At 68.8% G+C, this 24,754-nt stretch carries 21 protein-coding genes; 12 read left to right on the forward strand and 9 right to left on the reverse strand.

All coding sequences use genetic code 11. The features are described 5' to 3' along the window. Nucleotides 1-15 precede the first annotated feature (15 nt). The 5 genes from mnmA to purB all read right to left on the reverse strand — a co-directional run bounded on the left by mnmA (nucleotide 16) and on the right by purB (nucleotide 4,920). Entirely contained in the window at nucleotides 16-1,200 is a 1,185-nt protein-coding gene (gene mnmA, locus ACJMKZ_RS10530) for a tRNA 2-thiouridine(34) synthase MnmA (protein WP_405233189.1), read from the reverse strand. A 44-nt stretch (nucleotides 1,201-1,244) separates the two neighbouring features. After that, nucleotides 1,245-1,754, reverse strand: a complete 510-nt coding sequence (locus tag ACJMKZ_RS10535; protein WP_405233190.1) for an NUDIX hydrolase — start codon at nucleotides 1,752-1,754, stop codon at nucleotides 1,245-1,247. A gap of 1 nt (nucleotide 1,755) precedes the next feature. After that, on the reverse strand, nucleotides 1,756-2,256 hold the full coding sequence (locus tag ACJMKZ_RS10540; protein ID WP_405233191.1) for a DUF7931 domain-containing protein: 501 nt from the start codon (nucleotides 2,254-2,256) through the stop codon (nucleotides 1,756-1,758). Between the two features lie 128 nt (nucleotides 2,257-2,384). Next, on the reverse strand, nucleotides 2,385-3,542 hold the full coding sequence (locus ACJMKZ_RS10545; RefSeq protein ID WP_405233192.1) for a cupin domain-containing protein: 1,158 nt from the start codon (nucleotides 3,540-3,542) through the stop codon (nucleotides 2,385-2,387). 10 nt (nucleotides 3,543-3,552) lie between these two features. Beyond that, the gene (gene purB / locus ACJMKZ_RS10550) at nucleotides 3,553-4,920 is read right to left on the reverse strand and encodes an adenylosuccinate lyase (RefSeq protein WP_405233193.1); all 1,368 of its coding nucleotides are present in this window, start codon (nucleotides 4,918-4,920) and stop codon (nucleotides 3,553-3,555) included. 149 nt (nucleotides 4,921-5,069) lie between these two features. On the opposite strand from purB, the gene ACJMKZ_RS10555 reads away from it, so the two are divergent. From ACJMKZ_RS10555 to hrpA, 8 genes are all read left to right on the forward strand, one after another. After that, nucleotides 5,070-6,458: a class II fumarate hydratase gene (locus ACJMKZ_RS10555; protein ID WP_405233194.1), complete on the forward strand. Its 1,389-nt coding sequence runs from the start codon at nucleotides 5,070-5,072 to the stop codon at nucleotides 6,456-6,458. 4 nt (nucleotides 6,459-6,462) lie between these two features. Further along, nucleotides 6,463-7,104, forward strand: coding sequence for an NUDIX hydrolase (locus ACJMKZ_RS10560; protein ID WP_405233195.1), 642 nt, complete (start codon nucleotides 6,463-6,465; stop codon nucleotides 7,102-7,104). Nucleotides 7,105-7,107: 3 nt separating this feature from the next. Further along, nucleotides 7,108-7,908 (forward strand): nucleoside triphosphate pyrophosphohydrolase, encoded by an 801-nt coding sequence (mazG, locus tag ACJMKZ_RS10565; RefSeq protein WP_405233196.1) that lies wholly within the window; start codon nucleotides 7,108-7,110, stop codon nucleotides 7,906-7,908. A 182-nt stretch (nucleotides 7,909-8,090) separates the two neighbouring features. Beyond that, complete coding sequence (locus ACJMKZ_RS10570; RefSeq protein WP_405233197.1) at nucleotides 8,091-8,768, forward strand: glycine zipper 2TM domain-containing protein; 678 nt, start codon at nucleotides 8,091-8,093, stop codon at nucleotides 8,766-8,768. Between the two features lie 131 nt (nucleotides 8,769-8,899). Then, nucleotides 8,900-9,205 carry a PepSY domain-containing protein gene (locus ACJMKZ_RS10575; protein ID WP_405233198.1) on the forward strand — a complete coding sequence of 102 codons (306 nt, stop codon included), beginning with the start codon at nucleotides 8,900-8,902 and terminating at the stop codon, nucleotides 9,203-9,205. Nucleotides 9,206-9,242: 37 nt separating this feature from the next. Then, complete coding sequence (locus ACJMKZ_RS10580; RefSeq protein ID WP_405233199.1) at nucleotides 9,243-9,947, forward strand: response regulator transcription factor; 705 nt, start codon at nucleotides 9,243-9,245, stop codon at nucleotides 9,945-9,947. 58 nt (nucleotides 9,948-10,005) lie between these two features. Further along, on the forward strand, nucleotides 10,006-11,337 hold the full coding sequence (locus ACJMKZ_RS10585; RefSeq protein WP_405233200.1) for an ATP-binding protein: 1,332 nt from the start codon (nucleotides 10,006-10,008) through the stop codon (nucleotides 11,335-11,337). Beyond that, on the forward strand, nucleotides 11,334-15,089 hold the full coding sequence (gene hrpA, locus ACJMKZ_RS10590; RefSeq protein WP_405233201.1) for an ATP-dependent RNA helicase HrpA: 3,756 nt from the start codon (nucleotides 11,334-11,336) through the stop codon (nucleotides 15,087-15,089). The genes ACJMKZ_RS10585 and hrpA overlap by 4 nt, the downstream gene beginning before the upstream one ends. Nucleotides 15,090-15,270: 181 nt before the next feature. Here hrpA and ACJMKZ_RS10595 read toward each other — a convergent pair whose 3' ends face one another. Continuing rightward, on the reverse strand, nucleotides 15,271-16,041 hold the full coding sequence (locus ACJMKZ_RS10595) for a slipin family protein (protein WP_405220368.1): 771 nt from the start codon (nucleotides 16,039-16,041) through the stop codon (nucleotides 15,271-15,273). 24 nt (nucleotides 16,042-16,065) lie between these two features. After that, nucleotides 16,066-17,556: an NfeD family protein gene (locus ACJMKZ_RS10600; RefSeq protein WP_405233202.1), complete on the reverse strand. Its 1,491-nt coding sequence runs from the start codon at nucleotides 17,554-17,556 to the stop codon at nucleotides 16,066-16,068. A gap of 99 nt (nucleotides 17,557-17,655) precedes the next feature. Between ACJMKZ_RS10600 and ACJMKZ_RS10605 the strand changes: the two genes are divergently transcribed. Together ACJMKZ_RS10605 and ACJMKZ_RS10610 are read left to right on the forward strand one after the other, a co-directional pair. Beyond that, nucleotides 17,656-18,156, forward strand: a complete 501-nt coding sequence (locus ACJMKZ_RS10605) for an asparaginase domain-containing protein (RefSeq protein WP_405233203.1) — start codon at nucleotides 17,656-17,658, stop codon at nucleotides 18,154-18,156. 13 nt (nucleotides 18,157-18,169) lie between these two features. After that, nucleotides 18,170-19,096: an MBL fold metallo-hydrolase gene (locus tag ACJMKZ_RS10610; RefSeq protein WP_405233204.1), complete on the forward strand. Its 927-nt coding sequence runs from the start codon at nucleotides 18,170-18,172 to the stop codon at nucleotides 19,094-19,096. Between the two features lie 48 nt (nucleotides 19,097-19,144). Here the strand turns inward: ACJMKZ_RS10610 and amaB are convergent, their stop codons facing one another. Further along, the gene (gene amaB / locus ACJMKZ_RS10615; RefSeq protein WP_405233205.1) at nucleotides 19,145-20,662 is read right to left on the reverse strand and encodes an L-piperidine-6-carboxylate dehydrogenase; all 1,518 of its coding nucleotides are present in this window, start codon (nucleotides 20,660-20,662) and stop codon (nucleotides 19,145-19,147) included. A 266-nt stretch (nucleotides 20,663-20,928) separates the two neighbouring features. On the opposite strand from amaB, the gene ACJMKZ_RS10620 reads away from it, so the two are divergent. Beyond that, nucleotides 20,929-22,299: a 3-deoxy-7-phosphoheptulonate synthase class II gene (locus ACJMKZ_RS10620; RefSeq protein ID WP_405233206.1), complete on the forward strand. Its 1,371-nt coding sequence runs from the start codon at nucleotides 20,929-20,931 to the stop codon at nucleotides 22,297-22,299. 22 nt (nucleotides 22,300-22,321) lie between these two features. Here the strand turns inward: ACJMKZ_RS10620 and ACJMKZ_RS10625 are convergent, their stop codons facing one another. Then, entirely contained in the window at nucleotides 22,322-22,897 is a 576-nt protein-coding gene (locus ACJMKZ_RS10625) for a pseudouridine synthase (protein ID WP_405233207.1), read from the reverse strand. Nucleotides 22,898-23,146: 249 nt separating this feature from the next. Here ACJMKZ_RS10625 and aceB point away from each other — a divergent pair, with 249 nt between their 5' ends. Beyond that, entirely contained in the window at nucleotides 23,147-24,754 is a 1,608-nt protein-coding gene (gene aceB / locus ACJMKZ_RS10630; RefSeq protein WP_405233208.1) for a malate synthase A, read from the forward strand.

The raw sequence follows: 24,754 nt of genomic DNA on the forward strand, positions 1-24,754 counted from the left end.
GGCAATTATAACGGATCAGGAGGCGGCGCGCCGTCCGTGGACGGCCCTGCGCGGCCCGTCTTCGGCTTCACCGTGGGCCCGATGGCCGGTCTCGCCGTGCGCCGCGCGGATGCGCCCGCCGCCGAGGCAGACCTCGCCCCGGTAGAACACCACGAACTGCCCCGGTGCGACAGCGCGCTGGGGTGCATCGAACCGCACCTCGAGTTCGTCCCCGGTGTCCCGGCGCACGCGGCAGGCCTGGTCGGCCTGGCGGTAGCGCACCTTCGCGCTGCAGGTCAGGGTGCCGCCGTCGGCCACCTCCGCCGGCGGCCCGCCGATCCAGTGCACCGAGCCCGCGCTCAGGGATTCACTGTAGAGCAGCGGGTGATCCGATCCCTGGACGGCCACCAGGGTATTGGCGGCGAAATCCCGGGCGGCGACGTACCAGGGCGCATCGCCGGCCTGGCGTCGTCCGCCGATGCCGAGGCCCTGGCGCTGGCCGGGCGTGTAGTAGGGCAGACCCTGATGGCGGCCGATCTCGCGCCCGCCCTCGTCGACGATGGGGCCCGGTTCCGCAGCGACGTAGCGGGACAGGAACTCGCGGAACGGACGCTCGCCGATGAAGCAGATGCCCGTGCTGTCGCGCTTGTCGTGAGTGGGCAGGCCGTGGTCCCGTGCGAGGCGGCGCACTTCGGCCTTGGCCAGCGCTCCCAGCGGAAACAGAGTCTCGGCAAGAGCCTCCGTCGCCACCTGGTGCAGGAAGTAGCTCTGGTCCTTGCCGGGATCGGTGCCCTTCCGCAGCCGCGGCGGTTCGCCGTGCTCCACCCGGGCGTAATGGCCGGTGGCGATCAGCTCCGCCCCCAGGCGCCGCGCATACTCGCGGAACACCCCGAACTTGATCTCCCGGTTGCACAGGACGTCCGGGTTCGGCGTGTAGCCTGCCCGGTAGTCGGCGAGGAAGTCCTCGAAGACCCGTTCGCGATATTCCGGCGCGAAATTGACGTGGTGCAGGGGGACGCCGAGATGCTCGCAGACCCGCCGTGCGTCCTGCAGTTCCTCGGCCGCGCTACAGTAGCCCTCCTCGTCCTCCTCCCAGTTGGTCATATGCAGCGCGTGCACCTCGTAGCCATGCTGCAGGAGCAACAGTGCCGCCACCGAGGAGTCCACGCCGCCGGAGAGCCCCACGACCACCCGCCGGCCCTTGTGTGCCGTTTCCGTCATGTCGAGGATTCTACCGCGCCGCCCGCTGCGCGGGCGAGGCGGGGTCACACGGAGGCCGCGATACGCGTGACCCTTTCCAGGTTTTCGGGCAGCGGTCGCAACGGTGCGAGATCGCCCGGTGCGAGCCGCACCCCGGCCAGGTAGTCGTCGATGCAGCGCAGCACCATGGGTGAGCGCACGCGGTCGATGCGCGCTGCGATCTCGCTGCGGCTCATCCAGTGGGTGCGGACGATGACTTCGTCCAGGGATCGGCAGGGGTCGCGGGCGGTGCAGGCGCCGGTGAAGGCGATGCGCAGGTAGTGGCGGCCGTTGTCCGGGTGGCGCCACTGATACATGCCGATGAGTTCCCGTGGCATGAAGCCGCGGCCGGTTTCCTCCAGCATCTCGCGCACCACCGCCTGCTCGAGGCTCTCGCCGTGCTCGAGGTGTCCGGAGGGCTGGTTGAAGACGATCTCGCCGTGGGCATGCTCCTCGACCATGAGGAAGCGTCCCTCGCGCTCGACCACGGCCGCCACCGTGAGATCGGTCTCGATACCGGCTGGTGCGCCGCTCATGTCAGATATTGAGCCGGCGGAACTCGTGCTCCACCTCGCTCGCGTGCCAGATTTCGTCGAAGGTGGTCAGGTACATGTCGGTGACCGCCGGGACGTTGTGGTCCACGATGCCTTCCCACCGCGAGGCGTCCAGCCGGTAGACGATGCCACCGCCGTCGGCGATGCAATAGGCCTCGCGATGATTGCGATAGTCCTCGCGCACGTGGCGGAACTCGATGAAGCTGTTGAGCCGGCGGCCGAGCGCGACGAAGCGGTTGCCGTTCTTGATGGCGCGGGAAGGGTCCGCGATGAGTACGCGCACCCGAGCATAGGCGCGGGACAGGATCAGCCGCTTGATGACCTCCAGGAAGTCGAGGTCGTCGTAGATGCCGGGCTCCAGATCGTGGGTGAAGATGGCGAGGCTGCGATTGGCGGTCTTGGCGATATCGATCGCCGCACGGCGCATCTCCTCCCGGCTGGAGATGACGCGCCGTTCGTGCTCTTTCGCCTTCTTTTCGCTCATCCTTGGAAGGTCCGCTGGCAGGTGGATTCCGGTCGCCCGTCGGACGGATGATGTTAAGCGGGGGGATGCCGGCGACCGTGCCAACTGCGTCACGTTTTCGGGCTCGGAGGGGGTGATGAGAACGGTTCTCAGCCGGGCAGCGTCTCGACCAGGCCGTGGCGGGCGAGCAGGGTAAGCAGGCTTTCGGCTGCCTCATCCGGCGGCGGGGCTATGACGAGGCCGTCGGCGCCCTCGGCGCCGGCGAGCCGGCAGGCCAGCGGCCAGACAGCTTCCGTCACCGGGAAGGACTCACCGGTGGCGCAGAGAACGGCGCCCTCGCGGCCGCGGAAGCACGCCGACGGCGCGGCCCGGAGCGGCCGTCCTTCGCCGGCCGCCGTCACGATCGCGGCGATCTCGGCCGGGGTTGCCGGTTCCGGGCGATGGCCCGGCTTCGGCACAGTGACCAGACGGCCGAGGGCCTCGGCGATATCGTCGTCGTCGACGCCTGCCGCGTCGGGCAGGGCGGCGCGGCAGCGGCGGACCGCGGCCGGATGGATGATCCCGCCCCGGCATTCCTCCGGCGCCAGGTCGGGGTCGGCGTAGCGCCCGCGGGGATCGATCTCGCTGGCGTCCAGGTCCAGGTACATTGCCAGGTCGCGGAGGAGCGGCGCCTGCAGTCCCAGGGACCAGGTGGTGCAGAGCGTCTCGGCGATCCCGTGGTGGCCCGCCCCGGGGGGCACGTACAGCGCGTCTCCCGGCGTGCAGACGAACTCCTCCTCCGCGCGGAAATTCTGCAGCAGCCGCAGCCCGGAGCTTGCCGATGACGGTTCGCCGCTGCCCAGCTGCCAGCGCCGGCGTCCCTCGCCCTGCAGGAGAAAGACATCGTAGCTGTCCCGGTGCGGCCCCACGGAGCCGCCGGGAGCGGCCACGCTGACCATCAGGTCGCCCATGCGCCAGGCCGGCAGGAAACGGGGCGCCAGCAGCAAGGGGCGGAGCTCCGGCAGGTGACGGTCCAGATCGTGGACCAGCAGCGTCCAGTCGGACGCCGGCAGGGCGGCGAGATATTCGGGCTCGAACGGACCGGCCTCGGCCCGGTAGCGAATGGTGTCGTTCGATCGTTCGGTGAAGACCAGCCGGGACTCCACCTCGGGCTCGCACGCCAGCCCCGCGATCTCGTCGACGGTGAGCGGCGGGCGGAAGCCGGGCAGGGCGCCGGGCAGGAACAGCGGACGCTTCTGCCAATGGCGCGACAGGAATTTGGCCGGGGTCAGGCGGCCGGGCAGTTGCAGCGCCGGCGGGACCGTCATGCCTGTCCCGTCAGCGGGAGCGGGCGAGGCTCTCCGCGAGCCCGGTGTAAGTCGATGGCGTCAGCGCGAGCAGCCGCTCCTTCTCGGCCTCGGGGATCTCCAGCGAGCGGATGAACGCGGCCATGGCTTCGCGGTCGATGCGTCGTCCGCGGGTCAGCGCCTTCAGCTTCTCGTATGGCTCGTCGACGCCGTAGCGGCGCATCACCGTCTGCACGGCCTCGCCGAGCACCTCCCAGGCACCTTCCAGGTCGGCGCCGATGCGATCCGGGTCGGCCTGCAGCTTGCCGAGCCCCCGGCGCGCCGACTCGATGGCGATCAGGCTGTGCGCCAGCGCCACCCCGAGGTTGCGCAGTACCGTGGAGTCGGTCAGGTCCCGCTGCCAGCGGGAGATCGGCAGCTTGTCCGCGAAGTGGCCGAGCAGCGCGTTGGCGACACCCAGGTTGCCCTCGGCGTTCTCGAAGTCGATCGGATTGATCTTGTGGGGCATCGTCGAGGAGCCCACTTCGCCTTCGACGCGACGCTGGCGGAAATAGCCGAGCGAAATGTATCCCCAGACATCCCGGCACAGGTCGGTGAGCACCGTGTTGTAGCGGCTCAGCGCATGGCAGTACTCGGCGATCCAGTCGTGGGGTTCGATCTGGGTGGTGAAGGCGTTCGGCGCGAGGCCGAGCGACTCGACGAAGCGCGCGGACAGCGCCGGCCAGTCCGCCTCCGGATAGGCCGCCGCGTGGGCGTTGAAGTTGCCGACCGCACCGTTGAACTTGCCCCGGACCGCCACCTGCTGCAGACCGCGTCTCTGCAGGCGCAGGCGCTCGGCGAAGTTGGCGATCTCCTTGCCCAGCGTCGTCGGGCTGGCCGTCTGGCCATGGGTGCGCGACAGCATGGCGAGGCCGGCGTGCTGGCGCGCCATGGCATCGAGGGAGGCACCGAGCTCGCGCATCGCCGGCAGCAGCACGTCGTCGCGGCCGTGGCGCAGCATGAGCGCGTAGGCCAGGTTGTTCACGTCCTCGGAGGTGCAGCCGAAATGGATGAAGCCCCGCACGGTGGCGGCATCGGCGCCCTCTCCGAGACGCTCGCCGAGGAAATATTCCACCGCTTTCACGTCGTGGTTGGTGGTGGCCTCGATGGCCTTGATGCGGGCCGCGTCCTCGCCGGCAAAGCCGTCGACGATGCGGTTCAGCATGTCCTTCAGGTGGCCGGGCAGGGGCGGCAGCTCGGCGATGGACGGTTCGTCGGCCAGGAACTGCAGCCAGCGGACTTCCACCAGCACCCGGGAGCGGATCAGCCCGAACTCGCTGAATACGTCACGCAGCGGCGCCGCCTTCGAGGCATAGCGGCCGTCGACGGGGGAGATGGCGCGCAGCGTGGTCAGTTCCATATTCGGTCAGCCGCTTTCTGTCCGCCGGGAGGCGGCCTGGACTTGGCTCGGCAAAGCGCGAATCATACACCACCCTAGACCCGGCCGGGACCGCCCCGGGCGGCCGCCGGACCCACACACTCCGTAACAGAAAAGGCGAGAGCCAGACGATGACTGACAGCAAATTCCGCACCGAGAAAGACAGCATGGGCGAACTCCAGGTCCCTGCCGACGCGCTGTGGGGCGCACAGACCCAGCGCGCCGTGGACAACTTCCCGATCAGCGGTCTCACCATGCCGCGCAGCTTCATCCGCGCGCTGGGACTGGTGAAGTGGGCGGCGGCGGGGGCCAACTCCGAACTGGGCCTGCTCACCGGCCCGCGGGCGGCGGCCATCCAGAAGGCGGCGGCGGCCGTTGCGGACGGGGAACACGACGCCCACTTCCCGGTGGACGTGTTCCAGACCGGCTCGGGCACCTCGTCGAACATGAATGCCAACGAGGTGATCTCGCGCCTGGCGCGGCAGTACGGCGTGGAGGACATCCATCCGAACGACGACGTCAACATGGGCCAGAGTTCCAACGACGTCATCCCCACCGCCATCCACGTGAGTGCCGCGCTGGACGTGACGGAGAAGCTGCTGCCGGCGCTGGAGCACCTGGCGGAGGTGCTCGGCGACAAGGCAAAAGAGAATGCGGACGTGGTGAAGACCGGCCGCACCCACCTCATGGATGCCATGCCGGTCACCCTCGGCCAGGAGCTGGATGCCTGGAAGACCCAGGTGGAGCACGGCGCCGATCGTATCCGCGCCGTCATGCCCCGGCTCTGCGCGCTGGCCCAGGGCGGCACCGCCGTCGGCAGCGGCATCAATGCCCATCCGAAGTTCGGGTCCAAGGTGGCCACGTTGCTGGCCGAGCACACGGACGTGCCGTTCACCACCGCCGACTCCTGCTTCGAGGCGCTGTCCTGCCAGGATACGGCGGTGGAGCTCTCGGGGCAGCTGAAGGTGGTCGCCGTGAGCCTCATGAAGATCGCGAACGACCTGCGCTGGATGAACTCCGGGCCGCTGGCCGGCCTCGGCGAGATCGCGCTGCCGGCCCTGCAGCCGGGCTCGAGCATCATGCCCGGCAAGGTGAACCCGGTGATCCCGGAGGCGGTGGCCATGCTCTCGGCCCAGGTCATCGGCAACGACGCCACCATCACGGTGGCCGGGCAGGCCGGCAATTTCCAGCTGAACGTGATGCTGCCGGTGGTGGCCTACAACCTCCTGCAGAGCATCGAGGTGCTGGCGAACGGGGCCACCGTGCTCGCCGACCGGGCAGTGGCCGGCTTCACCGTCAACCGGGAACGGCTGAACGAGGCGCTGGACCGCAACCCCATCCTGGTGACCGCGCTGAATCCGGTGATCGGCTACGAAAAGGGCGCGGCCGTCGCCAAAAAGGCCTACGCCGAGGGCCGGCCCGTGAAGGACGTGGCCCGTGAGATGACCGATCTCACGGACGAGGAACTGGACCGGCTGCTCGACCCGGCCGACCTGACCCGGGGCGGCATCAAGCATTGAGGCGATGAGCATCAGCGCGCTGCGCGAGCGCATCCTGGCGGCGCTGGCGGACAGCACCGCGCCCCGGGACCCGACGCTCGCGACCCCGCCATCGGCCTACGGCGACGTGCCGGAGGGACTGCGCAAGCGCTTCGCGGGTCGCAAGACGCCGGCCGGCGTCCTCATCGCGCTGCTCGCCCGGGGCGCGGACTACCACGTGCTGTTCACGCGGCGTTCACCGGACCTGCGCCATCATCCCGGCCAGGTCAGCTTCCCCGGCGGCCGCATGGAGTCGGTGGACCGGGACGTCACCGACGCCGCGCTGCGGGAGGCGGAAGAAGAGGTGGGCCTGCCGCGCGGCCACGTCAGCATCGCCGGTTACCTGGAGCCGCATCTCACCATCACCGGCTATGCGGTCACGCCGGTGGTCGGGCTTATCCACCAGGGCTTCACGATCCGGCCGGATCCGGCGGAGGTGGAGGAGGCCTTCGAGGTACCCCTCGACTTCCTCATGGACCCGCACAACCTGCACCGGGCCTGGCGGGAGTTCGAGGGCACCGAGATACCGGTGTACGAGTATCACTACGGCGGCCACCGTATCTGGGGCGCCACGGCGTCGATGCTGGTCACGCTCCATCACAAACTGGAAAAGCATTTAAAACAATAGATAATGGAAAATATCTCGAAACTACTTGAGGTCATGGCGCAGCTCCGGCACCCGGACACCGGTTGCGAGTGGGACCGACGCCAGACCTTCGCCACGATCGCGCCCTACACCATCGAGGAGGCCTACGAGGTGGCCGACGCCATCCACCGCGGCGACAGGGAAGGCCTGAAGGACGAACTCGGCGACCTCCTGCTGCAGGTGGTCTTCCACGCCCGCATGGCCGAGGAGGCAGGGGATTTCGATTTCGAGGACGTCGCCGGTGCCATCAGCGCCAAGCTCGAGCGGCGCCATCCGCACATCTTCGGAGACGGGGCTCCCGCCGACGAGGCCAGCGTGCGGCGCAACTGGGAGGCCATCAAGGCGGCCGAGCGGGAGGAGCGCCACGGCGCCGCCGTCAGCCTGCTGGACGGCATTCCCAGGGCCCTGCCGGCGCTAAAACAGGCCCAGAAGCTGGCGGGCCGGGCCGCCGGCGCCGGCTTCGACTGGCCGGATGCCGCCGGCGTGCGCCGCAAGATCGACGAGGAACTGGCGGAACTGGACCAGGAACTCGAGGCAGGCCCGAGGGAGCGCATCGAGGACGAGATCGGCGACCTGTTCTTCTCGCTGGTGAACCTGGCCCGTCATGCGGGCATCGATGCCGAGGCGGCGGCGGCGGCGGCCAACCGGAAGTTCGAGCGGCGCTTCCGGGCGCTGGAGGCCGAGGCGGCTGCGCGGGGCGCTTCGGTGGCCGCGCTGGACGCCGCAGAGTTGGAAGACCTCTGGCAGGCGGTCAAGGCCGGGGAGGCCGCACCTCGGGAAACGTAAGGCCCCGCCACCGAGCGGGCACGCGGTGCCCGCCGGGCGGCTCCTCGCACGGCTCCGGGCGACGATCGTCACGTTTCGCGACGTTCAGGACCCGTTCAGCACGGCCGGCCTATTCTTCTTCCCACACCCGGGAGAAACGGGTTTTCCAACCCGGGTGCTCATGGAAGCAGAAGGAGTCAGCCATGTTCAATCGAAACCGAGTCCGCCGGATCAGCGGCAGCCGACGCAGCAGCGCTGCGGCCGCGGCGGCTGTCATGGCGACGGCCCTGGTCGGTGGTGCGCTGCTGTCGGCGGGTCCTGCCCTGGCCGACCCCGGCCGGGACTGGCGCCCCGCCCGCGACCATGGCGCCGGCTACGACTATGCCCGGGTGGTCGACGTCGACCCCATCGTCCGCCACGTGCGGGTGCGCACCCCGGTGCGGGAATGCTGGGAGGAGACGCGCTATGACCGCTACGACGACTACGACCGTTACGATCGCGACGACAGACCGCGCCGCAGCGAAGCCGGCGCCACCATCGCCGGCGGCATCATCGGCGGCGTGATCGGCCGTCAGTTCGGCGACGGCAAGGGCCGCGATGCCATGACCCTGGTGGGCACGCTGGTGGGCGCCGCGATCGGTAACGAGCGCGCCGGCCGCGGCCGCGAATACGACGAGCGCTACGACGACTACGGTGCGTACGAGCGGCATTCGCGGCCCGTCACCCGCTGCGAGACCCGCTACCGCACAGACGCCGAAGAGCGGATCGACGGCTACCGGGTCACCTACCGCTACCGGGGTCAGACCTACACCACCCACACGGACTACGATCCGGGCGACCGCATCCGGGTGCGGGTGGAAGTCGAGCCCGTGCGTTACTGAGTCGGCGCACGATCGGACGGCGGGCTTCGGCGCCAGGGAAGGCGCCGCGGTCCGCGGGGCGTGACGGGCCGGATTTCCCACGCGTGTCGTGTTCCGTTGCAAAGCCCGTCTCCAGGGCCGAAAATCACCTTATGAAGCAGACTCTCCGCCTCGCACCGCCGCTCCTGTTCGCCCTCGTGCTCGGAGTGGCGGCCTCCGCCGCGCCGGCTCATGCGGTCGGTCCTGGATCCGTCCTGCCGCCGCAGTCCGTCGGCATGGCGGCCGTACGGGACGAGGTCAGCCTGAGCGAGGCAGTGGCCCGGGTGAAACGGGAGTACGGCGGGCGCATCCTCGAGGCCGAGACCCGGGAGCAGAACGGGCGCCGGGTCCACGTGATCAAGGTGCTCACCCGCGAGGGCCGTGTGCGCACCGTGCGGATCCCGGCCGGGGATCGCTGAGGCCGGCCCGCCGCGGCATCGACACGGGTCAAACCCTATGCGACTGCTGATCATCGAGGACGAGGAGATCATCCGCGAGTCCCTCGCGGCCCGGCTGCGTTCGGCCGGCTTCGGCGTGGAGACGGCGAAGGACGGCGAGGAGGGGCTGTACTACGCCCGGGAGTATCCGGTGGACCTGGCCGTGGTCGACCTCGGCCTGCCGAAGATGAGCGGCCTGGAGATCATCACGACGCTGCGTCAGGAAGGTCATGCGTACCCCATCCTGATCCTGACCGCACGGGACCGCTGGCAGGACAAGGTGGACGGACTCGGCGCCGGTGCGGACGACTACGTGGCCAAGCCGTTCCACGTCGAGGAAATCATCGCGCGGGTGAACGCGCTGCTGAGACGGGCCGGCGGCTGGGCTTCCTCCGAGCTGGTCGCGGGCCCGATCAGCCTGGATACCGCGGCTCAGGAGCTGAAGGTGGACGGCCGCGCGGTCGAACTCACGGGTCACGAGTACAAGCTGCTGGAGCACCTGATGCTGCGGGCGGGACAGGTCGTCTCCAAGACCGAGCTCACCGAGCGCCTCTACGATCAGGACTTCGAGCGCGACAGCAACGTGATCGAGGTGTTCGTCGGCCGGCTGCGGCGCAAGCTCGATCCGGACAATACCCTGAAGCCGATCGAGACCCTGCGCGGCCGGGGCTATCGCTTCGCCCTGGAGCGCGCCGGCGAGGCGTCCAGCGGCGGCAGTGACTGAGTCCGGGTCCGCGGCCGGGACGCCCGGGCGTTCGCCCGGTCAGTCCCTGAGACTCCGCGTGCTCGTCTCGGGCACGCTCCTGCTGCTGGTGTTCTTCGGCCTCATCGTCGGCGTGCTGGATTCCGCCTTCCGCAGCGCGGCGCTGGAGGCGGAGCGCGACCTGCTGGACAGCCGGATGATCATGCTGCTCGCGGCCGCCGAACCCGCGGATGGGAACACGCTGGTGCTGCCTGCCGATCTGCCGGAGCCGCTGTTCGGTTCGCCGGGGTCGGGACTGTACGGTGCCCTCGTAAGGCGCGGCGACGGGTCGGTCTGGCGCTCGGACTCCGCCATCGGCATCGATATTCCCTGGGGCGCGGCCCCGGCCACCGGCGAGCGGAGCTTCCGGCGCATCGAACTGGCTGACGGCACGCCGCTGCTCGCGCTCAGCATGGGTATCGACTGGGAGTTTCCGGACGGCACCGTGCATGCCTACATCGTCCACGTGGCGGCGGGTCTCGATTCCCTGAACGCCCAGGTGGCGAGCTTCCGGCGCCAGCTGCTGGTCTGGTTCGGACTGGTCGCGGCGCTGCTGCTGGCCTCGCTGGCGTTGCTGCTGCGCTGGCTGCTGCGCCCGCTGGCGCAGATCGAATCCGAGATCACCGAGATAGAGGCGGGCGAGCGGCCGGCGATGTCCGCCGGGTACCCGGCCGAACTCGCCGGCGTGGCCCGCAACCTCAACCAGCTGATCGACAGCGAACGGGCCCGCGCCGAGCGTCACCGCCGCACGCTGCAGGACCTGGCCCACAGCCTGAAGACGCCGCTGGCGGCGATGCATTCGCTGCTGGACGGCGAGGCCGAGCGTGACGCGCTGGCCGAGCAGGTGGGCCGCATGGAGGAGATCGTGCGCTACCAGCTCGCCAAACCTCTGGCGGGCACCGGCGCCACCCTGGGCACGGAGCCGGTGCCGGTGGAACCGGAGCTGGGCAAGCTCGCAGACGGCCTGCAGAAGGTCTACCGGGACCGCGGGCTGCGCTGCGAGCTGGAGGTCGAGCCGGGGCTGAGATTCTACGGTGACAGGGGCGACCTGCTGGAACTCGCCGGCAACCTGATGGAGAACGCCCACAAGTGGGGCGAGAGCCGGGTGCGCGTCACCGCCACCCGGGCGGCGGACGGTGTCTCGCCGCGGCAGGGTCTGGTGCTGACGGTGGAGGACGATGGTCCCGGCATCCCCGACGGCGGCGAGAGTTCGCTGCTGGAAAGGGGCCGGCGGCTGGACGAGACCAAGCCCGGCCAGGGCATCGGCCTCAGCGTGGTCGTGGAACTCGCCGACGCCTACCGGGGCGGCGTCGAAATCGGTCGGTCGGATCTGGGCGGCGCCAGGGTGACGGTGCGCCTGCCGCCGGGATGAGCGGGCCGGCGCGCAGGGGAGTCCGGCGACAGGCGCAGGCGGAGGCACGCCGGGCACACGAGCCCCATCTGGAATTTGCCGACGCGCTGCCGATCTCCGCCCGGGCGGGGGCGATCGCCGAGGCCGTCGGCGAGCATCCGGTGGTGGTCGTGTGCGGCGAGACCGGCAGCGGCAAGACCACCCAGCTGCCGAAGATCTGCCTGCAGCTCGGCCGCGGCATCGACGGCATGATCGGCCACAGCCAGCCGCGTCGCCTGGCAGCCCGTTCGGTGGCCGCGCGCATCGCCGAGGAGACCCGTCTGCCGCTGGGCGGCGGCATCGGCTACCAGGTGCGCTTCGACGACCGCAGCGAGCCCGGCACGCGGGTCAAGCTGATGACCGACGGCATCCTCCTGAACGAACTCGGCTTCGATCGCGATCTGCGCCGCTACGACACGCTGATCATCGACGAGGCCCACGAGCGCAGCCTGAACATCGACTTCATCCTGGGCTACCTGAAGCGGCTGCTGCCCCGCCGGCCCGATCTCAAGGTGATCATTACCTCGGCCACCATAGATCCCGACCGGTTCTCGCGTCACTTCGACGATGCGCCGGTGATCGAGGTTTCGGGACGCGGCTATCCGGTGGAGGTGCGTTACGAGGCGCCGGCCGGCGACACCGAGCTGGCCGATGCGGTCACCGAGGCGGCCCGGCGGCTGATGGGCGAGCTGCCGGAAGGCGACATCCTCACGTTCCTGCCCGGCGAGCGCGAGATCCGCGAGGCCGCCGAAGCCCTCGAGCGGGCCCGGCTGGGTTCCCGCCGGGGCGAGGCGGGCTGGGAGATCCTGCCGCTCTACGGCCGGCTGTCCGAGACATCCCAGGGCCGGGTCTTTCGGCCCGGTCGCCGGCGCCGGATCGTTCTGGCCACCAATGTGGCGGAGACCTCGCTCACCGTCCCGCGCATCATGGCCGTGATCGACTCGGGCCTCGCCCGGATCAGCCGCTATTCCTATCGCAGCAAGATCCAGCGGCTGCAGGTGGAGCCGGTGAGCCAGGCCAGCGCCGATCAGCGGGCCGGCCGTTGCGGGCGCATTGCGCCCGGCATCTGCGTGCGCCTTTATGACGAGGAGGATTACGCCGCGCGGCCGCTGTATACCGATCCGGAGATCCGACGGACCAATCTCGCGAGCGTCATCCTGCAGATGGCCGCTGCCCGCCTGGGGGAAATGGAAGACTTCCCGTTCATCGATCCGCCGGATGCCCGCTATGTCCAGGACGGCTATCGCCTGCTCGGCGAACTGGAGGCGGTGGATGACGCGCGGGAGATTACGGAGGCGGGCCGGCGCATGGCGCGCCTGCCAGTGGACCCCAGACTCGCCCGCATGCTGCTGGCTGCCGAGGAGCGAGGCGAGCTGCGCGACGCGCTGGTGATCGTGGCGGGGCTGGCCGGCCAGGATCCGCGGCTCTTTCCGCCGGAGGAGGGCGCGAAGGCTCGGGCGGCCCAGGAGGAGTTCGCGGATCCGGCCTCGGACTTCGTCACCCTGTTCAACCTGTGGCGTGCCTGGCGGGCGGCCCGGCGGGGCACCAGCCGCCGGCAGGCGGAGCGTTGGGCCGAGGCGCGCTACCTCTCGCCGCGCCGGCTGCGCGAATGGGGCGAGATCCACTCCCAGCTCACCGGGCTCTGCAGGGACGCGGGCATGCCGGTAGCCCACGGCGCCGGTGACCGCGAGGCCCTGCACAAGGCGCTGCTGGCCGGCCTGCTCGGGCATATCGGCCGTCGGGACGAGGCGACCCGCTATGACGGCGCACGCGGTACGGCCTTTCACCTGCATCCTTCTTCCGGCCTGCACGGGAAACCGCCGGGCTGGGTGTTCGCCATGGAGCTGGTGCGTACGAGCCGTCTGTTCGCCCGCACGGTGGCCGCCACGGAGCCGGGCAACATCCTCGAGGTGGCTGCCCACCTTCTCCAGCGCACCTACGAGGAGCCGCGCTGGAACCCGCGCCGCGGCAGGGTCGAGGCCGGCGAGACCGTCACCCTGTTCGGCCTGGTGCTGGCGGCCGGCCGGCGGGTGAATTACGGGCCCGTCGATGCGGCGGAGTCGCGGCGTATCTTCATCCGCGAGGCACTGGTGCAGGGCAGGGCGAATCACCGCGACCGCTTCTGGCGCCACAATCAGGCGGCCATCGCGCGAATCCGGGAGAGGGAAGGCGAGGCCCGGCGGGCGCTCCTCATCCCCGACGGAGAGATGGCGGCACTGTACGAGCGGGAGATCCCGGAACAGGTCGTCGACCTGCGCAGCTTCCGCCGCTGGCTGCGCAAGGCCGCGAAACGAAAGCCGGAGATACTCTGCTTCCCGGAACAGGACCTCGCTCGCGACCCGGGCGACGGCGGCGCGGCGATGCCGGCCACCGTGGAGTTGCTGGGCCAGGAGCTGCCTGTCATTTACCGCTTCCGTCCCGGCGAAGCCGACGACGGCGCCACGGTGAGGCTGCCGGCGCCCGCGCTGGCGCAGCTGGAACCGGCCGAGCTGGATCGCTCGCTGCCGCCCCTTGTCGCGGAGCGCGCGGAGCTGCGCATGCGCTCGTTGCCGAAGTCGGTGCGACGGCGGCTGCAGCCCATCGCCGACACCGCCGCGGACTTCGCGGCCCGCTACCTGGTAATGCCCGGCAGCGGCGAACTGGAGCAGGCGCTGGCCGATTTCCTCGCCGGCGAATTCGGTATCACGCCCGATCAGATACCGGCGGCGACGGCGGACGAACCCGAGCATCTGAGGCTGCGCCTGGAGGTCACGGGCGAGGCCGACGAGGTGATCGCTGCCGGCCGGGATCTGCAAGCCCTGCGCGCCGAAGTCGGGAATGCGGCTCCGGCGGCCGCGGCTCCGTCGGACGAGGCCCGGCCGACGCTGCACCGTGAGTGGGATTTCGGCGATCTCCCGGGCGTGCAGGCGGAGGTATCGGGCGGCCTGCGCCTGGAGCGCTTCCCGGCACTGGCCGACGGTGAGAACGGCGTGACGGTGGAATACGCGAGCGACGAGGCCGAGGCTGCGACGATCCATGCGGGCGGAGTATTGCGGCTGCTGCGCCTCGCGCTGCCCCAGCAGGAGAAACTGCTACGCGGCAAGGTGACGGGTGATCGCCGGCTGCAGCTCGCCTGGGCCGGCGTGGGCGGCGCCGGCGAACTGGCGGAGGATTTCGTCGCAGCCGCGTTCGGCCGGGCGTTCCCGCGGGAGCGCAGGGCGACGGTGCGCAACCGTGGGGATTACGAGGCACTGCTGGAGGCCGGCCGGAGCGAACTGGTTGCCGCTGGCGAGGCGCTGGCGGCACTGCTCGACGAGATACTGGAGGCGCGCCGACTCGCCGCGGCCGCGGCCGCGGATCTCCCCGAGCGGCTGGACGATGTCCGCGCGGATATCGACGCCCAGCTCGCAGGACTGGTCTATCCGGGATTCCTGAGCGCCACGCCGGCACGACGGTTGGAATGTCTGCCGCGCTATCTGCGGGCGGCCGAGCTGCGGGCATCGAAACTACCGGCCGGCGCGGACCGGGACCGGGCGGATGCGCAGGAGATCGCGGTCTGCCTCGGCCGTCTCGCGCAACTCGAGCAGCGCCGCGCTTCCCTCGACGGCGAGCGGCGCGCTCTGATCGATGAATTCCGCTGGGGCATCGAGGAGCTGCGCGTGTCCCTGTTCGCACAGCAACTCGGCACCCGCGGGAAGATCTCGCCGAAGCGCCTGGAGAAACTCTGGCACCGCATCACGGGCGTAACCCGCTGACCCACGTAGGAGGGCCTTCAGGCCCGATCTCTTTCCAGCTGGTCCCCTTCTCTCGTGGCCGCCGGGAGGATCTGCCAGTCAGCGACGCTCTCTGACTGGTGCCATTCCTCTCGGCAACGGGCCCGTCGGCGGGTGGGCCAACGCCAGAAGAAATCCGGATCGGGCCTGAAGGCCCTCCTACCTATTCTTTCTTCTGGGCCATCATTTCCTTCGCTTTGTCCATGAACGGCCCGATCAGGTCGAGAGGCAGGGGGAAGACGATGGTGGAGGATTTCTCGCCGGCGATCTCGCGCAGGGTCTGCAGATAGCGAAGTTGCATCGCCAGGCGTTCGGACTCCAGAGTCTTGGCCGCGTCGGCCAGTTTCTGTGCCGCCTGGAACTCGCCCTCGGCGTTGATGACCTTGGCGCGCCGGGCGCGCTCGGCCTCGGCCTGCTGGGCGATGGCGCGGATCATGCTCTCGTCCAGGTCCACGTGCTTGATCTCGACGTTGGCGACCTTGATGCCCCAGTTGTCGGTGTGCTGGTCCAGGATCAGGCGGATGTCGGAGTTCAGCTTGTCACGTTCGGCGAGCATGTCGTCCAGGTCGTGCTGGCCGAGGACGGAGCGGAGCGTGGTCTGGGCCAGCTGGCTGGTCGCCTCGAACACGTTGGCCACTCGGATGATGGCCTTCTCGGGGTCAACGATGCGGAAATAGATGACCGCGTTCACCCGCACGGAGACGTTGTCCCGGGAGATGACGTCCTGGGTGGGCACGTCCATGACCACCACTCGCAGATCGACCTTGGTCAGCGTCTGCAGGAAGGGGATCAGGATGATCAGGCCCGGTCCCTTCACCGTCTGGAAGCGACCGAGGAAGAAGACGACGCCGCGCTCGTATTCCTGCAGGATGCGGATCGCATTGAACAGGAACAGCAGGACGAGGCCGACTGCGATTCCGATATAGAGCATCATGATGGTATTCCCTCTCTTGCGTGTTCAGTCCGTGGCAGGTTCGTTTTCGGCGGGCGAGACGTCGAGCACGAGCCCGTCGATACGCTCGACCCGCAGTTTCTGACCCTTCTTCACCGGCTCGCCGGTGCGCGCCGTCCAGATCTCGCCCTCCAGCATGACCTCGCCCTGATCAGCGAAGTCCTCGCGGGCCACCGCGATCTCCTTCAGGATCTGCTCCTGGCCGCTCACGGCGCCCTTGCGCCGCAGACGCAGCAGGTAGGCGATGACCCACATCAGCAACAGTCCGAAGACGCCGACGACGATGATGACGAACCACGGCGAGATACCGAAGCCCGGGACACCCGTGTCGAACATCATGATGGCTCCCATGACGAATGCGGCGATGCCGCCGAAGCCGAGCGCGCCGAAACTGGGCACGAATATCTCGGCGATCATGAGCACGATGCCGAGCAGGATCAGTCCGAGGCCGGCGTAGTTCACCGGCATCACCTGCAGCGCGTAGGCGGCCAGCAGCAGGCAGATGGCGCCCACCACGCCGGGGACGATGGCGCCCGGGTTCCAGCCCTCGAAGATCAGCCCGTAGATGCCGACGAGGAGCAGCAGCAGCGCGATCTCCGGGCTGGCGATGACCGACAGCAGCTTCTGCCGCCAGGTGGGTTCCACGGCCTCGATGCGCATGTTGCCCGTGGCGAGCGTCACCGTGCCCCTGGGCAGCTCTACCTCGCGGCCGTCGATCTGCGCGAGCAGGTCGGCGGTGTCGCTGGCGAGGAGGTCGATCACGTTCATCTCCAGTGCCTCGCTGGAGGTGAGTGTGGCCGCGTCGCGCACTGCCTTCTCCGCCCATTCGGCGTTGCGGCCCCGGCGTTCCGCGAGTCCGCGAATGTAGGCCACGGCGTCGTTCAGGATCTTGCGGCTCATGGCGTCGCCGGACTGATCCGGCGGCGCCTGCCCGCTGTCTTCCGATTCCGCCGGGCCCTTGCCGCCGGCGTCGCCGTCTTCGGCTGACTGATCGGCCGGCGGGGTTTCCCCGGAGCCGCCGTCGCCGCCGTCCGTCGGCAGGGGTTGCCCGCCGGGCAGCGGTGGCTGCGGCCGGTCGCCGCCGCCGCCGGCCAGGGGCACGGGCGTCGCCGCCCCCAGGTGAGTGGTCGGCGCCATGGCGGCGATGTGGCTGGCGTACAGGATGTAGGTGCCCGCGCTGTCGGCGCGTGCGCCGGCGGGGGATACGTAGGTGGCGACCGGCACGTCGGCATTCAGGATGGCCGAGATGATGTCCCGCATCGAGCTGTCCAGCCCGCCCGGCGTATCCATGCGGATGATCACGAGATCGGCCGCTTCCTCCTCGGCCTGGCGGATGCCGCCGGTGATGAAGTCGGCCGTTGCGGCGCCGATGGCGCCTTCCAGGTTCAGCTGCAGCGCGCGGCCGCCCGGCCCCTGCTCCTGTGAGACCAGCGGGCCCGCCAGCCCGGCGAGCCCGAGCGCGACAAACAGCATCCAGAGTAATCTTGTTCGGGCCATATTTCTCACCGCGCCATCATATCAGTCCGGGACCGGCGTTGATCCCCGCTGCGGCCGCCTATAACCTTCGGCTCCTGTTCAGACCACGGGGTCCCACGCGTGTTCATCAAGTTTCTCACCACCGGCGGCACCATCGACAAGATCTACTTCGACGACAGCAGCCGCTTCGAGGTGGGCGAGTCCCAGGTCGAGCATATCCTGCGTGAGGCGCTGGTCGACATCGATTATGAAGTGGTCTCGTTACTGCGCAAGGACAGTCTCGATATTGACGAAGCCGACCGGGCCCGCATCCGCGACTACATCGAGCGCGACTCGGCCGCGCGTTACGTGATCACCCACGGCACCGACACCATGGTGAAGACCGCGCTCGCCCTGGAAGGGCTCGGCGATCGGGTCATCGTGCTCACCGGCGCGCTGAGTCCGGCGCGCTTCCGCAGCACCGACGCCGTGTTCAACGTGGGCATGGCGACGGCCGCTGCACAGACGCTTGGCCCCGGCGTCTACATCGCGATGAGCGGGACCATCTTCGCCGCCGACCAGGTGGTGAAGAACCGGGAGAAAAACCGTTTCGAAAGCATCACCCGGCGCGATGCCGGCTGAGAGGAGAGAACCGATGAAGTGGAGAGTAATGATGGCGGCTGCCGCCGCTGCGACTGCCGTGGCCGCCGGCCCGGTGCAGGCCCAGGACGACATGGCCGACGTGGAGATCGGCGTCACGGATCTCGGCGACGGGCTCTACATGCTCACCGGCCGTGGCGGCAACATGGGCCTGTCGGTGGGCGAGGATGCCACGTTCCTCATCGACGACCAGTTCGCTCCGTTGACGCCGAAGATCAAGGCGGTCATCGCCGGGCTGACCGAGGACGCGGTGAAGTTCGTATTCAATACCCACTGGCACTTCGACCATGTCGGCGGCAACGAGAACTTCGGCGAGACCGGCGCGGTGATCGTGGCCCACGACAACGTGCGCGAGCGCATGAGCGAGGACCAGTTCCTGGAGGCCTTCAACCAGGAGGTACCGGCCTCGCCGCCGGAGGCGCTGCCGGTGGTCACCTTCAACGACCGGGTGACCCTGCATCTGAACGGCGAGACCATCCGCGCGTTCCACACGCCGCACGCGCACACCGATGGCGACAGCGTCATCTATTTCGACGGCGCGAACGTCTTCCACATGGGCGATACCTTCTTCCACAAGATGTATCCGTTCATTGACGCGAGCAGCGGCGGATCCGTCGACGGCGTCATCGAGGCCGCCAGCGCCGTGCTGGCGATGGCCGACGAGGACAGCGTCATCATCCCGGGCCACGGCCCTATCGCCACCCGGGACGACCTGCGTGCCTACCGGGACATGCTGGCCACGGTCCGCGACTCCGTGAAGGCGATGATTGGCGACGGCATGACGCTGGAGCAGGTGCAGGCCGCCAACCCAACGGCCGACTTCGACGCCGTGCATAACGAGATGGGCATGTTCGAACCCGCCCAGTGGGTGGGGCTGCTGTACGGACTGCTGGCCCCGGCGGAGGACGCCGGCGCGGAATGAGGGGAGGGCAGCCGGGCGCAGCGCCCGGCTGCCGACCTGCCGCGCCTGCTAGATGCGGAAGCGGATGCCCTGTGCCAGCGGCATCTCGGTGCCCCAGTTGATGGTGGTCGTCTGCCGGCGCATGTAGGCCTTCCAGGCGTCGGAGCCGGATTCCCGGCCGCCGCCCGTCTCCTTCTCGCCGCCGAAGGCGCCACCGATCTCGGCGCCGGAGGTGCCGATATTCACGTTGGCGATGCCGCAGTCCGAGCCGCCCGCGGACAGGAAGCGCTCGGCATGCTGCAGCTTGTCCGTGAAGATGGCCGAAGACAGGCCCTGGCCCACGCCGTTGTGCAGCGCCAGCGCCTCGTCCAGGGCCTCGTAGCCGATGAGATAGAGGATGGGCGCGAAGGTCTCGGCCTGCACGATAGGCCAGTGGTTCTCCGCCATGACCAAGGTCGGCTCCACGTAGAACCCGGGGCGGTCCAGCCGGTGGCCGCCGTAGAGCACCTTGCCGTGGTGGGACAGGATGTCCTCGATGGCCCGCTCGAAGTTCGTGACAGCCTGATTGTCGATTAGCGGGCCCATCAGCGTGTTCTCGTCCAGCGGATCGCCGATGCGCACCTGGTCGTAGGCGCGGATGAGGCGCTCCTTCAGCTCGTCGCGGCGAGAGTCGTGGACCAGCACGCGGCGAGTGGTCGTGCAACGCTGGCCGGCGGTGCCGACGGCGCCGAAGACGATGGCCGGCACGGCCAGGTCCATGTTGGCGTATTCGTCGACGATGATGGCGTTGTTGCCGCCGAGTTCCAGCAGGCTGCGACCCATACGGGCGGCGACCCGTTCGCCGACCCTGCGGCCGACCGCGGTGGAGCCGGTGAAGGAGAGCAGATCCACGCGTGGGTCGTCCACGAACGCCTCGGCCCGTTCGGTGCCGCCGTCGTTGAACAGGTTGAAGATGGGCGGATGGGAGAGGTCGGCGAGAACTTCGTTACAGATCTTCTGCACCGCCAGCGAGACGAGCGGTGTCTTGGGTGAAGGCTTCCAGACCGAGACGTTGCCGCAGACCGCCGCGATGAGGGCGTTCCAGGACCAGACGGCCACCGGGAAATTGAACGCGGTGACGATCCCGACCACGCCCAGCGGATGCCACTGCTCGTACATGCGGTGGGAGGGCCGCTCCGAGTGCATCGTCTTGCCGTAGAGCATGCGCGACTGGCCCACGGCGAAGTCGGCGATGTCGATCATCTCCTGCACTTCGCCGTCGCCCTCCGCCTTGATCTTGCCGTTCTCCAGGCTGACCAGGCTGCCGAGCGCATCCTTGTTGTCGCGCAGCGCGAGCCCGATGCGCCGCACGGCTTCGCCGCGTACCGGCGCCGGCGTATTGCGCCACTCCGCGAATGCCTCGCGGGCGGCGACCATCAGTCGGTCGTATTCGCCCGCACTGCTGGCCCGCACGCTGCCGAGCACCTCGCCCGTGGTCGGGTTTATCGACTCGATCGGAGGTCCCGGGTCCTTCTCGATGGCCTTGCCGCCGCACCAGGTCCCGTGGTTCTCGGCCTCCAGACCGAGCCTTTTCAGGATATCTTTCATGGCTTTCACTCCCGGCCGACCCGGCGAGGCCGCGAGCCGGCTTGCTAAAGTAACGAAAGGGATGGGGATTGATGCGGCGCATTGTCCCATCTGACCGCATAAGCCGCCACTGAGGGTTTCCCCGATGGCGAGCCGTCTTGGCGGGCGTCCTCGCGTTGCGGCGCCATTTCGGCCCGGGCGCAGTAAAAGCTCGACGATTTCGTACGTAACTTATTCGAATCCCTGAAAGTTTTGCTTTGCAGCAAGGCCCGTGGCATATTGCCGCAATGTCCCGAAACACCGCACAGACGAACTGGCACCCCACCAGCTGGCAGAGCCGCGAGGCGACCCAGCAGGCGGCCTATCCCGATCGCGACGCACTCGACGACGCCGTAGCCCGGCTGAGTTGGCTGCCGCCGCTGGTCACCTCCTGGGAGGTGGACAATCTCAAGCAGCACATCGCCAGCGCCCAGCGCGGCGAGGCATTCGTGCTGCAGGGCGGCGACTGCGCCGAGACCTTCGACGACTGCACCTCCGAGAGCATCGTGCAGAAGCTGAAGATCCTGCTGCAGATGTCGCTGGTGATGCTGTACGGCCTGAAGAAGCCGGTGGTGCGGATCGGACGCATGGCGGGACAGTACGCGAAGCCCCGTTCCGCCGACACAGAGACCCGGGACGGGGAGACCCTGCCGAGTTTCCGCGGCGACCTGATCAACCGCAGTCCATTCACGGCCGACGACCGGATTCCGGATCCGGAGCTGATCCTGCGCGGCTACGAGCGGGCGGCTCTCACCCTGAACTTCGTCCGCTCGCTCGTCGATGGTGGCTTCGCCGACCTGCATCATCCGGAGAACTGGGATCTGGACTGGGTGGGCCATTCGACGATGGCTGCCGAGTATCAGCGCATCGCCGATGCCATCTCCCACTCGCTCGATTTCTTCGAGTCCATCGCCGGCCGGCCCATCCATCACACCCGGCGTGCGGACATCTATGCCGGCCACGAGGGGCTGCACCTCCACTACGAGCAGGCCCAGACCCGGCTGCGGCGGGACCGCTGGTACGACCTCACCACTCATTTCCCCTGGATCGGCATGCGCACCGCCAACGTGGACGGCGCTCACGTCGAGTACTTCCGCGGTGTCACGAATCCGCTCGGCGTGAAGGTCGGCCCCGGCATGACTGCCGAATGGCTGCAGGAGCTGATCGGCATCCTCAATCCGAACAACGAGCCGGGCCGGCTCACACTGATCCATCGCCTCGGCGCCAAGCAGGTGGAGGAGGGGCTGCCGCCGCTGATCCAGGCCGCCCGCGCCACCGGCAGCCCGGTGCTCTGGGTCTGCGACCCCATGCACGGCAACACCGAGAGCACGTCCGGCGGCTTCAAGACGCGGCGCTTCGACAACATCGTCTCGGAGCTGAAGGCCGCATTCCGCATCCATCGGGAGATGGGCAGCTATCTCGGCGGCGTGCATCTGGAACTCACCGGCGCGAACGTCACCGAGTGCATCGGCGGCGCCCGCGGCCTGGCCGAGGCCGACCTGAATCGGGCCTACCGCTCCCAGGTGGATCCCCGACTGAACTACGAGCAGGCGATGGAGGTGGCGATGCTCATCGCGGGCCTCCGCGACGCCGTGGAGTCCCACCGCAAGGCCGGCTAGCGCGTCGGGCCTGAAGGCCCTCCTACCGGTGGGGTTTTCGGAGCGTGTGCCAGGCTTGGCGGGCCGGGAGCTCGCGATATTCGCCGGGCTGCAGGCCGTGCACTTCCCAGGGTCCGATGCGGGTCCGGATGAGTCGAAGCACCGGCAGGCCTACTGCAGCGCCCATGCGCCGCACCTGGCGGTTGCGTCCCTCGTCGATGGTGATCCTGAGCCAGGAGTCGGGAACGCTCTGGCGGTAGCGGATCGGCGGATCGCGGGGCCACAGCCACTCGGGTTCGTCCACAGCGCTCGCTTCCAGCGCGCGTGCCTTGTGTCCCCGGATGTCGACCCCGCCGCGCAGGCGGGCGAGGGCCTCCGCGGCGACCAGACCCTCGACCTGGGCGTAGTAAGTCTTCGGTAGTTTGTGGCGGGGATCGGCTATGGCCGCCTGCAGCCGGCCGTCGTCGGTGAGGGCCAGCAGCCCCTCGCTGTCGTAGTCGAGCCGGCCCGCGGGGTACACCTGCGGAATGCCGACGTAGGCGGCGAGGGTGTCGCGGCCGTGGCTGTCGGTGAATGCCGAGAGCACCTGGTAGGGCTTGTTGAGGAGCACGAGTCGCATGCCGGGACCATACCCTCGGCCGGAGCCGGGGAACAGTCGACGGGCTCGGCCCGGGTTCGGCTCGTAACGCGGTCGGGAAGGCCCCGAGCGGGGCGATCCGGGAGCTTCCCGGATTGCAGCGACTGGTGGCGGCCGGTATCATGATGCACCGCAATAAAATCGGTCACGCAGAGTTCTGCCGGGGTGGAATTCCCCCGCAAGCGCTTGATTCCTGTGGGGCCTGAGTGATCAACCGGACTGGAGTGAGTCATGAGTAACCCCGCGCGTACGTCTCCTGGAGAAGGCATCGAACTGTTGGGAACGATGCACGAGGGATTCGACGAGATACTCACCCCTGAAGCGCTGCAATTCGTCGCCGCCCTGCACCGGGAGTTCACGCCGCGGGTCCACGGCCTGCTGAAGGCACGGGACGAGCGCCAGGCCCGCATCGATGCCGGCGAGATGCCCGATTTCCTCGAGGAGACCCGCGAGATCCGTGAGTCCGAATGGAAGGTGACCGAGGCGCCGGCAGACCTGCAGGACCGCCGGGTGGAGATCACCGGCCCGACCGACCGCAAGATGGTCATCAATGCGCTGAACTCGGGCGCGAAGGTGTTCATGGCCGACTGCGAGGACTCGATGACGCCCAACTGGTACAACGTGGTCCAGGGGCAGATCAACCTGCGCGACGCGGCGCGGCGCAGCATCAGCTTCGACGCGCCCAACGGCAAGCACTACGAGCTGGGCGACAAGATCGCCACCCTGATCGTCCGGCCGCGTGGCTGGCATCTGTTCGAGAAGCACCTGAAGGTGGACGGCGAGGAGGTGCCGGGCGCGTTCGTGGACTTCGGCCTGTACCTGTTCCACAACGCGAAAGAACTCAAGAATCAGGGCACCGGGCCGTATTTCTATCTGCCGAAGATGGAGAGCCACAAGGAAGCCGCGCTCTGGTCCGACGTGTTCCGCTTCGCCGAGAAGGCCGGCGCGGTGGACGAAGGGGCCGTCAAGGTCACCGTGCTCATCGAGACGATACTGGCGGCGTTTGAGGTGGACGAGATCCTGTACGCGCTGAAGGACTACATCGTCGGCCAGAACTGCGGGCGCTGGGACTACATCTTCAGCTTCATCAAGAAATTCCGGAAGTTCCCGGAATTCGTGCTGCCGGACCGCAACGAGGTGGGCATGACCACCCACTTCCTGCGCTCCTATTCGCTGCTGGTGATCAGGACCTGTCATCGCCGGGGCGCCTTCGCGATCGGCGGCATGGCAGCCCAGATCCCGATCAAGGACGATCCTGAGGCGAACGAGGAGGCCATCGCCAAGGTGCGGGCCGACAAGGAGCGCGAGGCCACCGACGGCCACGACGGCACCTGGGTGGCCCATCCCGGCCTCGTGCCGATCGCCATGGAGATCTTCGACCGCCACATGCCGCAGCCGAACCAGGTGGACCGCCAGCGCGACGACGTTGAGGTGACCGCGGCGGACCTGTTGCAGGTGCCCCAGGGGCGCATCACCGAGACGGGGCTGCGCAACAACATCTCGGTGGGCGTGCAGTACATGGCGGCGTGGCTCGGCGGCAACGGCTGCGTGCCCCTGTACAACCTCATGGAGGATGCGGCCACGGCGGAGATCGCCCGCGCCCAGGTCTGGCAGTGGGTGCACCACGAGACCGGCGTGCTCGACGACGGCCGGCCGGTCACCCTGGAGTTGTTCGAATCCGTGCTGGCGGAGGAGATGGAAAAGATCCGCGAGGAGGTCGGCGAGGAGGCATTCGCCGCGGGCAACTACGAGAGGGCCGCGGAGCTGATGGACAAGATCACCCGCGAGGACGACTTCGAGAGCTTCCTGACGCTGGAGGCCTACCGGGAGATCGACTGA

The organism is Lentisalinibacter salinarum (assembly GCF_040706555.1).
GTDB lineage: Bacteria > Pseudomonadota > Gammaproteobacteria > Steroidobacterales > Woeseiaceae > Lentisalinibacter > Lentisalinibacter salinarum.

Bases quoted from the DNA above. Each gene is read 5' to 3' on its own strand.
- mnmA (WP_405233189.1), bottom strand. From the start codon at position 1,200: ATGACGGAAACGGCACACAAGGGCCGGCGGGTGGTCGTGGGGCTCTCC.
- ACJMKZ_RS10535 (WP_405233190.1), bottom strand. From the start codon at position 1,754: ATGAGCGGCGCACCAGCCGGTATCGAGACCGATCTCACGGTGGCGGCC.
- ACJMKZ_RS10540 (WP_405233191.1), bottom strand. From the start codon at position 2,256: ATGAGCGAAAAGAAGGCGAAAGAGCACGAACGGCGCGTCATCTCCAGC.
- ACJMKZ_RS10545 (WP_405233192.1), bottom strand. From the start codon at position 3,542: ATGACGGTCCCGCCGGCGCTGCAACTGCCCGGCCGCCTGACCCCGGCC.
- purB (WP_405233193.1), bottom strand. From the start codon at position 4,920: ATGGAACTGACCACGCTGCGCGCCATCTCCCCCGTCGACGGCCGCTAT.
- ACJMKZ_RS10555 (WP_405233194.1), top strand. From the start codon at position 5,070: ATGACTGACAGCAAATTCCGCACCGAGAAAGACAGCATGGGCGAACTC.
- ACJMKZ_RS10560 (WP_405233195.1), top strand. From the start codon at position 6,463: ATGAGCATCAGCGCGCTGCGCGAGCGCATCCTGGCGGCGCTGGCGGAC.
- mazG (WP_405233196.1), top strand. From the start codon at position 7,108: ATGGAAAATATCTCGAAACTACTTGAGGTCATGGCGCAGCTCCGGCAC.
- ACJMKZ_RS10570 (WP_405233197.1), top strand. From the start codon at position 8,091: ATGTTCAATCGAAACCGAGTCCGCCGGATCAGCGGCAGCCGACGCAGC.
- ACJMKZ_RS10575 (WP_405233198.1), top strand. From the start codon at position 8,900: ATGAAGCAGACTCTCCGCCTCGCACCGCCGCTCCTGTTCGCCCTCGTG.
- ACJMKZ_RS10580 (WP_405233199.1), top strand. From the start codon at position 9,243: ATGCGACTGCTGATCATCGAGGACGAGGAGATCATCCGCGAGTCCCTC.
- hrpA (WP_405233201.1), top strand. From the start codon at position 11,334: ATGAGCGGGCCGGCGCGCAGGGGAGTCCGGCGACAGGCGCAGGCGGAG.
- ACJMKZ_RS10595 (WP_405220368.1), bottom strand. From the start codon at position 16,041: ATGATGCTCTATATCGGAATCGCAGTCGGCCTCGTCCTGCTGTTCCTG.
- ACJMKZ_RS10600 (WP_405233202.1), bottom strand. From the start codon at position 17,556: ATGGCCCGAACAAGATTACTCTGGATGCTGTTTGTCGCGCTCGGGCTC.
- ACJMKZ_RS10610 (WP_405233204.1), top strand. From the start codon at position 18,170: ATGAAGTGGAGAGTAATGATGGCGGCTGCCGCCGCTGCGACTGCCGTG.
- amaB (WP_405233205.1), bottom strand. From the start codon at position 20,662: ATGAAAGATATCCTGAAAAGGCTCGGTCTGGAGGCCGAGAACCACGGG.
- ACJMKZ_RS10620 (WP_405233206.1), top strand. From the start codon at position 20,929: ATGTCCCGAAACACCGCACAGACGAACTGGCACCCCACCAGCTGGCAG.
- ACJMKZ_RS10625 (WP_405233207.1), bottom strand. From the start codon at position 22,897: ATGCGACTCGTGCTCCTCAACAAGCCCTACCAGGTGCTCTCGGCATTC.
- aceB (WP_405233208.1), top strand. From the start codon at position 23,147: ATGAGTAACCCCGCGCGTACGTCTCCTGGAGAAGGCATCGAACTGTTG.